Origin of the sequence: Flavobacterium sp. UGB4466 (assembly GCF_903469665.1) — a bacterium.
GTDB classification, from domain to species: Bacteria; Bacteroidota; Bacteroidia; order Flavobacteriales; family Flavobacteriaceae; genus Flavobacterium; species Flavobacterium lipolyticum.
The window spans coordinates 21,906-37,808 of sequence record NZ_CAGKLC010000045.1 but is presented as its reverse complement, the minus strand read 5'-3'; the positions used below and the strand labels follow the sequence as shown (position 1 = coordinate 37,808).

Below are 15,903 nucleotides of genomic sequence, written 5' to 3'. Positions count from 1 at the left end.
TCAATACTCTCTGGACTCATTTCGAATTTTAAGATTTTTTTAATTTAAAATTAATTATATCTTAAGATTTACTTAATTTTTCAAAACAAAACACCTATTTTTTAGTTATTCTTTTTTTTATTTAGAATAATTAAAAATAATTTGCTAAACACAATTGTTGGGATTAATTTTGCGTCAAAATCTAATTCCAAATAATTCAAACTAATGCAGATAAAAAGAATTGCAACCTTGTTGTTGATCATGATTTGTTCAATTCAGGGTTTCGCACAAAAAGGCAAGGTAGTATTAAGCGGTGTCGTTTTAGCAAATAATGGTAAACCTGCCGAAGGTGTTTCGGTAGTATTAAAAGGAACACCTTATTCTGCATTAACAAATGAATACGGTCAATACGAAATTACTGCGGAGTCAGGAAATTATGTACTACAAATAAGCTATGTAGGTTTTAAATCCAAACAAATTAAGATCAACATAGACGAATCAAACAAAAAGCTTACCGATGTAATTATTGAAGAAGACACCGCTTCTTTAGATGAGGTCAAAGTAACCGGAAAATCGAAGGAAGAACGTGCACGCGAACAAGCTTTTAACATGAACGCTATTGAACTTAAGAAACTCTACAATACATCTGCAGATTTAAATCAGGTTCTAAATCGTACTTCAGGAATTCGAATCAGAGAAACAAGTGGTTTAGGAGGTGATTTCAACTTTTCTGTAAACGGATTATCCGGCAAACAAATCAAGTTTTTTATTGACGGGATTCCGATGGAAAACTTCGGAAGCACCATGTCTTTAAACAATATACCAATAAACTTAGCCGAACGTATCGAAGTCTACAAAGGTGTAGTCCCGGTTTCTCTGGGAGCAGATGCTTTAGGAGGTGCGGTAAATATTGTCACCAACCAAAATATAAATACTTTTCTGGATGCAAGTTACAGCTACGGATCATTTAACACCCACAGAACCGCTTTATCAAGCAGATACACCAGCACGAAAAGCGGATTTACAATTGGCGTAAATGGCTTTTACAATTTTTCGGATAACAATTACATCATGAAAAATATCACTCTATCTGGAGAAAGCACTCCTCGCAACTTCAGAAGATTTAATGATGGTTTTGAATCCACTATGGTACAGGTTGAAACTGGTTTTAGAAATAAAAAATGGGCAGATATTTTCCTTATCGGATTTCAATATGCCAACCGCTATAAAGAACGTCAGACTGGTGCTGATCAGGAAATTGTTTTTGGAAAAGTACATTCCTCAGGCGATTTTATTCTGCCAAGCATAAAATACAGAAAAGACCATTTTTTAATCAATGGGTTAAGCGCTAATTTGTATGCCTCTTATGCAATTGACAAAAGCACAAATATCGATACCTCCATCAATAAGTATGACTGGAATGGCGAAGTAATTGACACTCATCCAAATTTTGGAGAGCAGGGATCATTTCAAATATTTAAGTACGAGAATAAATTTGCAATTGTCCGGGCAAACTTTGGCTATAAATTGAATGATAATAATCTATTCAGCTTCAATTACAATTTAAGCAACAGTACCCGAAAAGGAATAAATCATTATAATTTAAACAATCAGGAATCGAATGCCTTAGACGTGCCTAACAAATTAAACAAATCAATTGCAGGATTGGGTTGGGAAAATCAGGCCTTTAATAATCGATTAAGCACCTCTGTATTTGTAAAAAATTATCGATTGCATACCTATATCCGAGAAGCGGTATTTTATAATTCTACAGGTTACAAAAAAGAAGAATCAGAACTTACCAATAATTATTTTGGATATGGGACTGCTTTGAGATACAAATTCAATGACAACAGTGGTATTAAGGCTTCTTTCGAACACACGTACAGGATTCCGGAAGTTGAAGAATTATTAGGTGACGGTATAAACATACTGGCAAATCCCAAATTAAAACCTGAAAGCAGCGATAATTTTAATCTTGGAGCTTACTATAAATTCATATTACAGGACAACCACTCTATTGCAATTGAAGCAAATGGCTTTATAAGAAAGGCTCAGGATTTTATTCTTTTACTACCCGGAGGCATTTTCTCTAATTACAACAATGTCGGCAAAGTAGATATCACAGGTATTGATACTGATATAAAATACAATTACAAAACCTTTAACGCTTCATTTAACGCAAGTTATAATAATTCTACAAATAAAGACAAAGCCTCTTCTGCCTATTTAGACAGACTACCAAATCAACCTTGGCTTTTTGCCAACGGAAGTCTGGGATATGGAAAAGAAAACTGGCTAGGAAAAGACACCAAAATTCAATTTGACTGGTACTCTCAATATATTCACTGGTTTTATCTAACATGGCCAAGCAAAGCTTTCGAAGCTGGCAAAAGCAGAATCCCAACCCAGTTTATTCAGAATGCAAGCATAAGCTATTCCTTAAAAAACGGAACTTATAATATAGCATTAGACTGTACAAACATTTTTGACACAGAAGCCTATGATAATTACAAGTTACAAAAAGCCGGAAGAGGTTTCTATATAAAGCTAAGATATTTCATTAAATAATAAATCAAATAAAAATTAACTTAAACAACTAATAATGAATACTAAATTAAAATTTCTAGGTCTATTAAGCATTGCATTGATAGGTTTTTCTTCTTGTAGCAATGATGACAAAAAAGAAACTGATGCAACTACAACCGGAGAAGAATTTGTTTTTTCAGGAGGCGTAAATAATCCATCGGCAAATTATATGCTTACAGCAGGAACATTAGCCACCGGTTTTACATCTGCTAATGGAAATGGTGCAGAAATAACCGGAAACGGAAGATTATTCAAAAATGGATTTTACTATAAAATAGCCAGCGGAAAACTTTCTAAATACAAATTTGAAAAAAACTTATTGACTTTGTCAAAAGAAATAACATTAGCCGGTAACGCTTTATGGTCATACTGGTTAAATGACAACACCCTTATTGTATGGAACGGAACAACATCTGCACCAAATGCTGATCTTACATACAACATTGTTAATACAGATGATTTATCGGTAGCAAAATCAGGAACTTTAACAGTTACAGGATTACAGGCTACAGATAAAGCTATTTACCTTTCAGGATGTGTTTTAAACAATGGCAAACTATATTTGCCTTATACAGTATACCATTCTGGATGGACCAGTACTTCTGTAGCCTACCTGGCTTCTGTAGATTACCCTTCTATGAGCAATTTAAAAATTGACACGGACAACCGTTCCGGTGCTTTAGGTACATTTTCTACTTTAATGGGAGGTACAATAAAATACAATAATGACCTTTACATTATTACTGATTGTGGTGATCGCTGGGGATCAGTTGCTGATAAACCAAGTGCTATTTTCAAAGTAAGCAACGGCTCAACAGAAATTAATGCCGATTACTTTTTTGATTTATCAACCAGCAGCAATGGGAACAAAGAATTCTACGGTCTTTACGATTTAGGAAACGGAAAAGGGATAACTCGTTTAGGGAAAAAAGAGGTTCTTTTAACTTTTGATGATTACAACGCTTCGGACGTATTTGAGTATTATGTTGTTGACGTAGTTTCCAAAACTAAAACAAAATTAAATTTACCTTTAAGCCAATATGTAAGTGCTTCACCTGTTCTGGTTGAAAATGGCAAAGCTTATATTTTAGTATCATCTAAAGCAAACGGAAATTTTGTTTACACCTATGATATCAATTCCGGCAGCTTAACTAAAGGTATCGAAGTTAAAGGATTAGATTATGTAAACTGGATCTCAAGATTAAACAAATAAAGCTTTACGGCTGAGGTTCCTAAAACAGGTTAAACGAATTAAACTGCCCTCTCATCAAAAACTAAAAGCCTGCAAAATAGATATTTTGCAGGCTTTTTCATATCACGTATTTCCATTTCTCTCTTACATAAAGAAATTGGTTTTACATCTGATTTAAAGACAACACTCTATACTATTACCTTAAAAAGTATAAAATTGTTTAATTAAACGGCGGAAGTCCTGTAACAATCAAATAAAAACGCAGTATTAGTTTTATTTGAATTTTAAGATTTATTCCCTTACAAAAGAACAAAACTTCATATTAGCCACTGATTAAAAACCTTTTATCCTCTCCAAAAAATCGTTTAAATTATACGTCATTATCGTTAGTAAAAAGAAAAACACGTCAAAAAGCATTTACCTTTCTTCTCTTACAACCTCTTTATCAGATCATTAATTCTTTATTAAATTTTACTTCAAAGAAGGTAGGATATATCCAAAATAACTTCTTATATTTGCACCCGCGTTCAAGAAACGAATATGACTCGATAGCTCAGTTGGTAGAGCACATCACTTTTAATGATGGGGTCCTGGGTTCGAGCCCCAGTCGGGTCACAAACTGTGATTCACAATACAAGTTTCTTGAAAGCAATGACTCGATAGCTCAGTCGGTAGAGCACATCACTTTTAATGATGGGGTCCTGGGTTCGAGCCCCAGTCGGGTCACAAAAGGTCAAGTATTCATTTACTTGACCTTTTTTATTTCTAAGCCTTACCTTAAAACAGCAGACTCTATTGTGGCAAACTAAATCCCAAAATTTACAATCCTTTAAAGTCACTCCCTATTACAACCTTGAAATCAATAAATCCAGATTTGAAGTCAGAAAACTTAACAGAAGATCGAATGTTTTAAATACCTTTGAACTATAAACGGATCAACACGACCAAAACAAATTAAACAAAGCACAACCTTAATCATCTACTTTTCGAGAATCTAATGAAATTTTATTTTTCGCTGCTGCTTATTTTTGTTTTACCGTATTTCTGCACTGCACAGACTGACACAACTTATATCAAACCTTTTGAAAATAAAGCTTCCGTAAGAACCTATTTATCGATGAAATTCATTTCACTGCAACAGGAAACAGAAGGAGATATGAAAAGATTCATGCCCAATACCCCCATGAGCTTAGGTTTTGGTGTTTCTGTAAAAAATACCATAATCGATTTTAGTTACGGTTACGGACTAAGTTTCCTGAAAGACAAAGAAAAAGGAAGAACCAAAGCACTCGATTTTCAGATTCATAACTACGGAAGAAAATTCATAATTGATCTTTTCATTCAAAAATACCACGGTTTCTATACGGCGGATGATGCTGACAAAAACATACAATTATACCCTGATCTCAAAATCCAGCAATATGGCGCTTTTGGACAATATGTTTTTAACAACAAAAAATTCTCCTATAAAGCTGCCTTTGTTCAAAACGAAAGACAATTAAAATCAGCCGGAAGCTTCCTGCTTGGCGGAGGAGTTTATTTTTCGAAAATAGGCTCTGATAGCTCTTTTGTACACAAATCTAAAAATTCACTGCGCAATTTTCAATTTGGAATTAGCGGAGGTTATGCGTACACCTGGGCCATTAGTAAAAGATGGTTTACCAGCGGATCAGTAACCATAGGTGCAAATGTTGGCACCGAAAGAATAAATGATTTCGGAAAACAAAAGATCGAAATTTACCCCACATTTTTTCCCAGAATTGCCTTAGGCTATAACAAAGAAAGATGGTCACTCGGCCTGTCCTATCTCAACAATTCAACATTCTCTGCTTTCTCCGACAATAACAAAAACAACATTAGCTTGTCTTCTGGAAATTTCCAGATTGGCGCCATCTGGAGATTAAACACGAGCCCCTTTTTAAGCAAGAAGAAACCAGAATAAAATACTGATCCTTCTCTTCGCAAAAAAAATAATAAATATTTGACAAAAGCACTTCTCTTACAAAACAAAACTTCCTTAAATTCGTTTCCTAAATTATTAACCTACTAACTAATCCCAAATTGGTTTATGAAAAAATTTCTATTAGTATCATTTGTTATGATCACCTGCTCTACCTGGGCACAATCTGCAACCGGCTATTTTGACAAAGCCCTTAAAAAAGCTGAAGCCGGCAATACAAAAGGAGCGATTGCCGATTATACAAAAGCCATCAGCATGAATTCAAAATTTGTAGAGGCCTATCAAAATCGCGGTGTTGCCAAACTAAAACTCAACGACCTTAAAGGCGCCCTTGCTGATTTTAGCAAAACCATTGACCTGGACAGCATGAATGCCGACGCCTTTACCGGAAGAGCAAACGTAAACTACAAGTTAACGAATTTTAAAGAAACCGTTGCAGACTGCACCTCATCTCTGGGTTTAAATCCAAAAGATTATATCGCTTACAACCTGAGAGGCTTGGCTTATAACAAAATCGGAGATCAGAAAAATGCCTGCAAAGATTTTACAAAAGCAATAGAATTAGGCAGTCAAAGCGCTATCAAAAACAAATCAACTTTTTGCAAATAGAGTTAAAATCTTATCGCAATAAAAACAAAAGCAATCTGTAGTATTTCTATTTACAGATTGCTTTTTCTTTACAGCCCATTTCCTCATCTCACAGATATTTTTACATTTGTTGTTAAATCCAATCTGCAATGGCGCTTCTCAAGAAAATAAACCAGAAAGCTCAACCCGATATTAATTCCGGTTTCGGATCAAATGCAAACAGCTACGGAAGCCGTTTTGTAAACAAAAACGGAACACCTAATGTCGAAAAAAGAGGAATGCATATCCTTCGTCGCATTAGCTGGTACCACACCATGATCGATATGCCCAACTGGAAATTCATGCTTATCCTTTTTTCGTTTTATATCGGTATCAATTTTATTTTTGCACTTGCTTACTATGTTATCGGAATTGAAAATCTTAACGGAATTAAGCAATCAGAAGGTATACTGATTCAGTTCGGACAGGCGTACTTTTTTAGCGCTCAAACTTTTACCACTGTAGGATACGGACATATCAGCCCTACCGGATTTTTAACAAGTGCTCTTTCTGCTGCCGAAGCTTTGATTGGATTGCTGAGCTTTGCCATAGCAACCGGTCTTTTCTTTGGAAGATTTAGCAAACCAACCGCTTTTTTAAAGTTTGCCGATCATGCATTAATTTCACCTTACCAAGACAAGAGAGGACTCATGGTACGCCTTGTTCCTTTTAAAAACACCAATTTCACCGATGCTACTGCCAGAATGACTCTGGGATTAAGTTTAGAAGAAAATGGTCAAAAAACCAATAAATTCTATAATCTAGACCTTGAACTGGAACGCATAAACGCTCTTTCTTTAAGCTGGACACTGGTACATCCCATTACAGAAAGCAGTCCGTTGTATAATTTTACAGAAGAAGATTTTAAAAAAGTACATGGCGAAATACTGGTTTTTATTACCACTTTCGACGATATGTACAGCAATACTGTAGCTGCAAGAACTTCTTATACTTTTGATGAAGTAATTTACGGCGCCAAATTTGAAACGATGTATAACAGAAGTAAAGATGGTTCTAAAACGATCCTTCATTTAGACAAATTAAATCATTATCAATCTGTAAATCTCTCTTAACCTGTGGATTTCAACCAAGTTATAAAGGTAATTTGAGATTTTATTCTATTTTTGTTCACCAATTAGCGAAAAATGATAAACAATATAAAAACGGTTTTCAGCATAAAAGATCTTGAAAACTTATCCGGAATAAAAGCACATACCATTCGCATCTGGGAAAAAAGATACAATATCTTAGAGCCCATGCGTACCGATACCAATATCAGGCTTTATAATCTACAGAATCTTCAAAAGCTTTTAAACATCACATTATTACACGAATACGGCTATAAAATATCTAAAATAGCGACCTATCCCGAAGAAAAAATTCCACAATTAGTTCGCGAAATCATCTCCAAAAAAAACTCCCAAAATTACGCCATTACTTCCTTCAAGATGGCGATGATGAATTTTGATCAGGAAATCTTCTTCAATACTTTCGACTGGCTTATTTCTGAAAAATCATTTAGAGAAGTTTTCAAAGACAATTTTCTTCCTTTACTAAAAGAATTAGGTTTATTATGGCAATCCGAAACCATAACTCCCGCAAATGAGCATTTTATGAGTCATTTGATTAAGCAGAAAATATTAATTTATACAGAAAGCCTGCAAATTCTAAGACCCACGAAAACCGATCGAATTTTTGTACTTTCTCTTCCTTTGAATGAAATCCATAAAATAGGCTTACTTTATTTGCAGTACGAGATTTTACTAAAAGGATACAAAACCATTTATCTGGGCGAAAGCATGCCTATCGAAAACCTCCAGGATTTAACCAAACATTTCGAGAACATTACTTTTGTATCTTTCATGACTGTTCAACCAGATCGCAACGTAATCAACCAATATGTCAAATCGATGGGACAAAAGTTGCTTCAAAAGAACAACGAGATTTGGCTTATGGGAAACATGGTCGAACATATCGATCAGAAAATTTTATCGGAAAGAATACGCGTTTTTGATTCTATGGAAGAAACAATCAGCATGCTGTAATATTTTTGTTTAAAGTTTTTGTATATTTGTTAAACAAATGAAAAAAACTATAGCAATAATAGGTTCAGGCTTTTCTTCTCTAGCCGCTTCATGTTATCTCGCACAGCAAGGTAATACGGTAACTATCTATGAGAAAAATGAAACTATTGGAGGCAGAGCCAGACAATTTAAGAAAGAAGGCTTTACATTCGACATGGGACCAAGCTGGTATTGGATGCCGGATGTTTTCGAACGCTTTTTTCAGGATTTCAATAAAAACTCTTCCGACTATTACGAGCTCATCAAACTGAATCCGGCTTACAGAGTGTATTTTGGTTTAAATGATTTCATCAGCATTTATGACAATTTAGAAGAAATAAAAAACACTTTCGAACAGATTGAAACAGGAAGCGGTGAGAAACTTCAAAAATTCATCAATCACGCCAAAAGCAATTATGATATTGCCATCAAAGATTTAGTCTATCGTCCCGGAGTTTCGGCACTGGAATTAATCACAGTCCAAACAGCTTTCAAACTGAATCAGTTTATTAGTACGGTTAGCGCCGATATCCGAAAGCAGTTTAAGAATCCAAAACTCATCCAAATACTGGAGTTTCCCGTTTTGTTTTTAGGTGCAAAACCTACAAAAACCCCATCTTTTTATAATTTTATGAATTATGCCGATTTTGGCTTAGGAACCTGGCACCCAAAAACCGGAATGTACGATGTGGTACGCGGAATCGAAAAACTGGCATTGGAATTAGGCGTAACGATTACAACCAACTCTCCTATTGAAAAGATTATTGTTAAAGACAAAAAAGCCACAGGACTTTTAATTGACGGAAAAACCATAGAAGCGGATATTATTTTAAGCGGTGCTGACTATCAACATACCGAAACTTTACTGGATATCGAACATCGTGCTTATTCAGAAAAATATTGGGAAAGCCGTACTTTTGCCCCCTCCTCTCTTCTCTTTTTTGTGGGATTCAATAAAAAAATAGCCAACATCACACACCACTCTTTGTTTTTTGATGTTGATTTTAACCAACACGCAGCCGACATCTACGACGATCCGAAATGGCCCGAACAGCCCTTGTTTTATGCCAATTTCCCTTCTAAAACAGATTTAACTGCTGCTCCGGAAGGAATGGAAAGCGGTTTTTTCCTCATTCCGTTAGCCCCCGGAATACAAGACAATGAACAACTTCGTGAAGTCTATTTTGAAAAAATAATCTCCAGATTCGAACAATTAACCGATCAACAAATAAAAAATAGCATTATATTTAAGAGATCATTTTGTAAGAACGATTTTGTCGACGATTACAATGCCTATAAAGGCAATGCTTACGGAATGGCCAATACACTATTGCAAACCGCTTTTCTAAGGCCCAAACTAAAAAGTAAAAAAGTTCGTAATTTATATTTTACGGGACAGTTAACGGTTCCCGGCCCTGGTGTTCCACCTGCTTTAATTTCAGGAAAATTAGCAGCTGAGTTAATTCAAAAATCTTTTAGTTCTTAACAAATGAAATCACTATTCGACACTGTTTCTTTCAAATGCAGCAAACTGGTTACTCAGAGTTACAGTACCTCATTTTCATTGGCCGTTAAAATGTTGTCACCGGGTATTCGTGATGCTATTTACAGCATTTACGGGTTTGTACGTTTTGCTGACGAAATTGTCGATTCATTTCATGACTTTGAAAAAGAGAACCTCATCCATGATTTCGAGAAAGAATATTACAAAGCGATGCAAACAGGTATCAGCCTTAACCCTATTCTCAACTCTTTTCAGCATACCGTAAAGCAGTACAATATTACTGATGATCTGATTCAGGCCTTTTTAAAAAGCATGAAACTCGATCTTGTGAAGTCAAGTTACCCTACTCATACTGAATATGAAGATTACATTTATGGTTCGGCAGATGTAGTTGGCCTAATGTGTCTGAAGGTTTTTGTAAAAGGAAACGAACAAAAATACGAACAACTCAAAAATGAAGCCATGCGATTGGGATCGGCCTTTCAAAAGGTTAATTTTCTGAGAGATCTAAAAGAGGATAATTTGGTTTTGAACCGAAATTACTTTCCGGGAATTGATTTAAATTCCTTTGACGAAGAAGCTAAAACGAATATTATTGCCGAAATCGAAGAAGATTTCAGAATCGCTTTTCAGGGTATTGTAAAACTTCCTATCGACGCTAAATTTGGTGTTTATACTGCTTATATTTATTACCGAAAACTGCTTCAGAAGCTTAAAAACACCCCTTATTACGAAATTGGAAATTCGAGAATCAGAGTTTCTAATTATACCAAAGCCGGGCTTTTAGCACAGTCTTTTGTAACCTATAAATTAAAATTAGTCTAAGATCAATTCCCAATATAGAGAAACTTAACTTTTATAAGCTAAAACGTAAATTCAAGACATACAAAATGATTTCTTTTTTAATTTTTTTAGGTATTTTTTTATTCATGGAATGTGTCACCTGGCTCACTCACAAGTACATCATGCATGGGCTGATGTGGTATTTTCATGCAGATCACCATCAACCCAAATACGAAAACACTTTTGAACGCAACGATATTTTCTTTGTCCTGTTTGCCATCCCCAGTATTTTTCTTTTTTACTTTGGTGTTGAGGGTGGATTCAACTACTTATTTTTTATTGCCTGTGGAGTAACGCTTTATGGGGTGTGTTATTTTTTGATTCACGATGTTTTGATTCATCAGCGTTTTAAATGGTTTAAAAACACCAAAAACAAATACTTGATTGGCCTGCGAAAAGCACATAAAATACACCACAAGCATTTAGACAAAGAAGACGGGGAATGTTTCGGAATGTTGTTTGTTCCTTTTAAATATTATAAAATTTAACGCATTAGGTGTCCGCAACAAAAAATTGATTTAACACATAGAAACATAGATTTTTTTACTAAAAAGAGAACAAAAAAAGAAATATATTTCTTTCACATAGAAGCTTGTGTGTATTTAAATAAAGTGAAACGCCTTTTTTATGGATTAGGAAACTATGTTTCTATGTGTTAAAATGAATTATACTCATGGTAATTAAATTTAAAAAAGAAACGAAGATCGTTGTTGTGATTTAAAGCTGTGTAAAATGTGTCGTTCCGCTGGAACTTATTCTCATGACGCTTTATTTTCAACGGATTAAAATCCGTTGTTACAATATTTGTCGTTCCTTCGAAACTCTAGTGTCGCAGACGAGCCATTGGCCCGAATAATATTGTAGCGATGGATTTTAATCCATCCTAGAAAAAGATATCATAATAAAAGAGCCATCGGCTCGACCCATATTGTAGCGACGGATTTTAATCCGTCGTAAAAAAGGCATCGTAATAAAAGAGCCGTAGGCTCGACACATATTGTTTTTGGGATTAATCTAACCCGTTAGTGTCATTAACAAAAAAAATGACAACACATAGATTTTAGAAATACAGCCCCCAGGTCAGCAGGTATTAAAATTAATCGCATCCAACGAGTTAAAATTAAAACTGATTTTATGAAAGTATACAAAATAGAGACCGTACAACATGTAAACGCTACTGTTGAAGAATGTTGGGATTTTTTTTCAAGTCCGAAAAATCTCCAAACGATAACACTGGATAATATGAGTTTCGAAATTCAGGATTTTGACAATAAGCGCATGTATCCCGGACAAATTATTACCTATACTTTAAAACCTCTTTTGGGCATTAAAATTAACTGGATGACGATCATCACTGTTTCAAAGGAGAACCACTATTTTGTCGACGAACAGCGATTTGGTCCTTACGCTTTATGGCATCACAAACACTTTTTCGAGCCCACAGCAACCGGAACCAAAATGATTGATGTGGTGCACTACGCTTTACCATTAGGGTATCTGGGCAGAATCATGAACAGTCTTATTGTAAAAAACAAACTCAAAACTATTTTTGATTATCGCTACAATAAAATCGAGGAACTATTCAATTCAAAAGCTTAAATCAGTATAAATCTCTTAGCTGAGATAAAAAATCTAGCAGAACATCATACCATGACAAAACAAAAAGTTTCCTTTTTCTGGTTCCGACGCGATTTGCGTTTAGAAGACAATACCGGACTATTTCATGCCCTGCAATCGGATTTTCCTGTAATTCCGTTGTTTATTTTTGATGATGAAATTCTGGAAAACCTTCCCAAAAACGATGCACGCGTTCAGTTTATTTTTGAATCACTTCAAAAAATAAACGAACAACTAAAAGCAATTGATTCCTCCATTCTGATTAAAAAAGGAACTACAAGTAAGGTTTGGGAATCACTTATAACTGAATTTGACATTCAGCACGTTTTTTTTAATAAAGATTACGAGCCTTTTGCCATCAAACGTGATGCTGCTATTGAGCAATTATTAGCACAACACCATATCACAGCGTCCTCATTCAAAGATCACGTTATTTTTGAAGAAAAGGAAATTACAAAAGCTGACGAACTTCCTTACACCGTTTATACACCCTACAAAAACAAGTGGCTGGAAAAATACCATCTTTCAGGACAGGCTCCTGAATTTGATACCAAAATTGGTTATCAGAACTTCAGTAAAAATCAGTTTACTTTTCCCGAATTAGCTGAAATTGGTTTTGAGAAAAGCGTTATAAAAGTACTTCCTCCGGATTTAAGTCAAATTTCTAATTATAAAGAAACACGCGATTTCCCGGCTGAGGACAGTACTTCCTACCTTTCACCGCATTTGCGTTTTGGAACGGTTAGTATTCGCAAACTGGTTAATTGGGCCAATCGAAAAAACCAAACCTTTTTAAGCGAACTGATTTGGAGAGAATTCTTCATCCAGATTTTATTTAGCTTCCCAAATGTTGTGAATCACAATTTCAAATCGGCTTACGACGGTATTCAATGGCGTAATAACGAAGACGATTTTAAACGCTGGTGTTCCGGAACTACGGGTTACCCCATGGTCGATGCCGGAATGCGTCAGCTAAACGAAACGGGGTATATGCACAATCGGGTTCGCATGGTGGTGGCCAGCTTTTTATGCAAACATCTGCTCATCAACTGGCAATGGGGCGAGGCGTACTTTGCCGAAAAATTACTGGATTTCGAATTGGCTTCCAATGTAGGCAACTGGCAGTGGGCAGCCGGAACGGGTTGTGATGCTGCACCCTATTTCAGAGTTTTCAATCCCGAAATTCAACAAAAGAAGTTTGATGAGAAAGGAATCTACATTCGCAAATGGATTCCGGAATTTGATTTAGGCTATAACGAACCAATGGTGGATCATGCGTTTGCAAGAGATCGCGCCATTGAAACTTATAAAAAAGGGATTTTGAAATAGTTTTTTTGTTTCAAGCTGCAGGTTTTAAGTTTCAGGTTTCAGGGTTTCAAGTTTCAAGTTGCAGGTTTCAGGTTTCAGGTTTCAAGTTTTAAGTTTCAGGTTTCAGGTTTCAGGTTTCAAGTTTCAGGTTTCAAGTTTCAGGTTTCAGGTTCTATTGCAACGTGAAACTTGAAACCTGAAACAAAAAAAACTCAATTTAATACTTCATATAATTCTCTACAACAATCTTCGCTTTCAAATCAAACATCAGATTATACAATCCGAAGAAAGTTCTGTTCATATAGATAAAATGCTTGGAACCTCTGTTTCCGTTCATTTTTTTAAGATTGGTATCGTTGGTAAAACGCTCTCCTAATTTGGCTATATTGTCAAAGAAAGTCTCGTCTGAAAAATCAAAGGTTTCTTTCTGAAATGGCTGGGTAAAAAGGGACAATAAATCATGAAACATTTCCGTAAAATAAGCAATCTCAGAAGCCGAATCATCGGGACGAAGGATTTCCAGTTCAAATAATTTCTCATTGAAAAGTGTCTCGTCAGTAATTACATTTTTATTGATCAATTCAAAGTAAGGCACATAAAAATCATCCGGAATTTGCTTCATACAGCCAAAATCCAGCGCAATTAACTGATTGTTTTCATTCACCAAAAAATTTCCCGGATGCGGATCGGCATGCACTTTTCTTAAAACATGAATTTGGTACATATAAAAATCCCAAAGCGCCTGCCCTAATTTGTCTCCCACTTCCTGATCTGAATTTTTAGCGGTAAACTCCGAAAGATGCAGACCGCTCATCCAGTCCATGGTGATGATTTTCTCTGATGAAAACTCAGGATAATAATTCGGAAAAAGTATGTTTTCGATTTTACTGCAGGCCTGTACCACTTCCTGACTTTGTTGAAGTTCCAACAAATAATTAGTTTCTTCAATCAGTTTATCTTCAACTTCTTTGAAATATTTATCAGAATCTTTTCCCTGCAAATTGAACATTCTGATTGCAATAGGTTTTACCAGAGCCAAATCAGACGAGATACTGTTGGCAACTCCCGGATACTGAATTTTAACAGCTAGTTTTTCACCGTCTTTAACCGCCAAATGCACCTGACCAATGCTGGCTGCATTGACAGAATTGGCATTAAACTCATCAAAAATTTCATAGGGTGTTTTTCCGAAATTGGTTTTAAAGGTTTTCAGGACCAATGGTGCTGAAAGCGGCGGTACTGAAAATTGCGATAATGAAAATTTCTCTACATAAGCCTGAGGCAGAAAGTTCTTGTCCATGCTCAGCATCTGAGCCACTTTAAGCGCGCTTCCTTTCAAACTTTTGAGTCCGTCGTAAATATCTTCCGCATTGTTTTCATTCAGCTTGTCACGGGTCAAATCTGAGTTTACCATTTTCTCAGCATAATGCTTAATATAGTTCACTCCGATTTTTGCACCGGTTTGCACTAATTTACTGGCTCTTTCTATTTTTGAGGTAGGTATATAATCGATCGTTTTCATTACTTACTGTATATTTTTTCTTTAAACAGAAATTTTCCAAAATCAATTAAATGATTCATTGGGGCTACATTCATCAATTCGAAGGATGCATTGACTGATTTTTCAATAAAAATATCCGTTTTTTCAAATGCTGCCGACGAATCCTCCATCCAGAATTTTATGGTCATCATTAATTGCAGCCAGGCCGATTCCTGAAGAGCTTTTTCCTGAAATTTTTGAAATTTTTCCTGTTCCAGTCTGTAGTCGTCAGTCAATATCTCCGAAACATACTCTTTAAACGCCTCGCGAAGTGAAGTCAGTTGTACTAAATTTTTAAGTGGATTTCTGTCTATTTTAAGAGATTGCAGGACATAACTTCTGTTGGCTGTTAAAATCTCAAAAAATGTATAATAGAAACTCAACATCTTGTTTTTCATATCATACTCCTGATAATCTGCATTTTTGTGCAGCAAATCAACTGTATTCGCGAAAAACAGTCTGAATATTTCTTTTTCTAAACCTTCTAATGTTCCAAAAAAAGCATAAAACTCCGCTTCCGTAAAACCATTTTCTTTTGCAAAATGATAAACTGATTTTGGTTTTTGTTCCTTTTCTAAAACTTCATCCATGTATTTTGAAACGATATCTTCTCTTGTGATAGCCTTATTTTTAGTTGCCATTTCATTAAAATTTAGAATTTGCCTTAAAGGTAAGGAATGT

Annotated in this window: 13 protein-coding genes and 2 tRNA genes; 13 read left to right on the top strand and 2 right to left on the bottom strand. The window is 35.3% G+C overall.

Going from position 1 to position 15,903, the window contains the following annotated elements:
• The first annotated feature begins 204 nt into the window (after window positions 1–204).
• The 13 genes from JO950_RS12435 (at window position 205) to JO950_RS12375 (ending at window position 13,703) form a co-directional block, all read left to right on the top strand.
• Window positions 205–2,550, top strand: coding sequence for a TonB-dependent receptor (locus JO950_RS12435; protein ID WP_202702936.1), 2,346 nt, complete (start codon window positions 205–207; stop codon window positions 2,548–2,550).
• A gap of 34 nt (window positions 2,551–2,584) precedes the next feature.
• The gene (locus JO950_RS12430) at window positions 2,585–3,781 is read left to right on the top strand and encodes a hypothetical protein (RefSeq protein ID WP_202702935.1); all 1,197 of its coding nucleotides are present in this window, start codon (window positions 2,585–2,587) and stop codon (window positions 3,779–3,781) included.
• A gap of 521 nt (window positions 3,782–4,302) precedes the next feature.
• Window positions 4,303–4,375, top strand: a tRNA-Lys gene (locus JO950_RS12425).
• A 38-nt stretch (window positions 4,376–4,413) separates the two neighbouring features.
• Window positions 4,414–4,486, top strand: a tRNA-Lys gene (locus tag JO950_RS12420).
• A 271-nt stretch (window positions 4,487–4,757) separates the two neighbouring features.
• Window positions 4,758–5,702 (top strand): DUF4421 family protein, encoded by a 945-nt coding sequence (locus JO950_RS12415; RefSeq protein ID WP_202702934.1) that lies wholly within the window; start codon window positions 4,758–4,760, stop codon window positions 5,700–5,702.
• A gap of 126 nt (window positions 5,703–5,828) precedes the next feature.
• A complete protein-coding gene (locus JO950_RS12410) occupies window positions 5,829–6,329 on the top strand; it encodes a tetratricopeptide repeat protein (RefSeq protein ID WP_026110192.1) in 501 nt (166 codons plus the stop codon).
• 128 nt (window positions 6,330–6,457) lie between these two features.
• Complete coding sequence (locus JO950_RS12405) at window positions 6,458–7,420, top strand: ion channel (protein WP_202702933.1); 963 nt, start codon at window positions 6,458–6,460, stop codon at window positions 7,418–7,420.
• Between the two features lie 72 nt (window positions 7,421–7,492).
• The gene (locus tag JO950_RS12400; protein ID WP_202702932.1) at window positions 7,493–8,392 is read left to right on the top strand and encodes a MerR family transcriptional regulator; all 900 of its coding nucleotides are present in this window, start codon (window positions 7,493–7,495) and stop codon (window positions 8,390–8,392) included.
• A 37-nt stretch (window positions 8,393–8,429) separates the two neighbouring features.
• Window positions 8,430–9,896, top strand: coding sequence for an NAD(P)/FAD-dependent oxidoreductase (locus JO950_RS12395; RefSeq protein WP_202702931.1), 1,467 nt, complete (start codon window positions 8,430–8,432; stop codon window positions 9,894–9,896).
• 3 nt (window positions 9,897–9,899) lie between these two features.
• Window positions 9,900–10,739, top strand: coding sequence for a phytoene/squalene synthase family protein (locus tag JO950_RS12390; protein WP_202702930.1), 840 nt, complete (start codon window positions 9,900–9,902; stop codon window positions 10,737–10,739).
• A 65-nt stretch (window positions 10,740–10,804) separates the two neighbouring features.
• Window positions 10,805–11,245, top strand: a complete 441-nt coding sequence (locus JO950_RS12385) for a sterol desaturase family protein (protein WP_202702929.1) — start codon at window positions 10,805–10,807, stop codon at window positions 11,243–11,245.
• A 646-nt stretch (window positions 11,246–11,891) separates the two neighbouring features.
• Complete coding sequence (locus JO950_RS12380; RefSeq protein WP_202702928.1) at window positions 11,892–12,356, top strand: SRPBCC family protein; 465 nt, start codon at window positions 11,892–11,894, stop codon at window positions 12,354–12,356.
• A 51-nt stretch (window positions 12,357–12,407) separates the two neighbouring features.
• Entirely contained in the window at window positions 12,408–13,703 is a 1,296-nt protein-coding gene (locus tag JO950_RS12375; RefSeq protein WP_202702927.1) for a deoxyribodipyrimidine photo-lyase, read from the top strand.
• Between the two features lie 196 nt (window positions 13,704–13,899).
• Here JO950_RS12375 and JO950_RS12370 read toward each other — a convergent pair whose 3' ends face one another.
• Together JO950_RS12370 and JO950_RS12365 are read right to left on the bottom strand one after the other, a co-directional pair.
• Complete coding sequence (locus JO950_RS12370) at window positions 13,900–15,204, bottom strand: AarF/ABC1/UbiB kinase family protein (RefSeq protein WP_202702926.1); 1,305 nt, start codon at window positions 15,202–15,204, stop codon at window positions 13,900–13,902.
• Complete coding sequence (locus tag JO950_RS12365; protein WP_202702925.1) at window positions 15,204–15,863, bottom strand: TetR family transcriptional regulator C-terminal domain-containing protein; 660 nt, start codon at window positions 15,861–15,863, stop codon at window positions 15,204–15,206. The genes JO950_RS12370 and JO950_RS12365 overlap by 1 nt, the downstream gene beginning before the upstream one ends.
• Window positions 15,864–15,903: the final 40 nt, after the last annotated feature.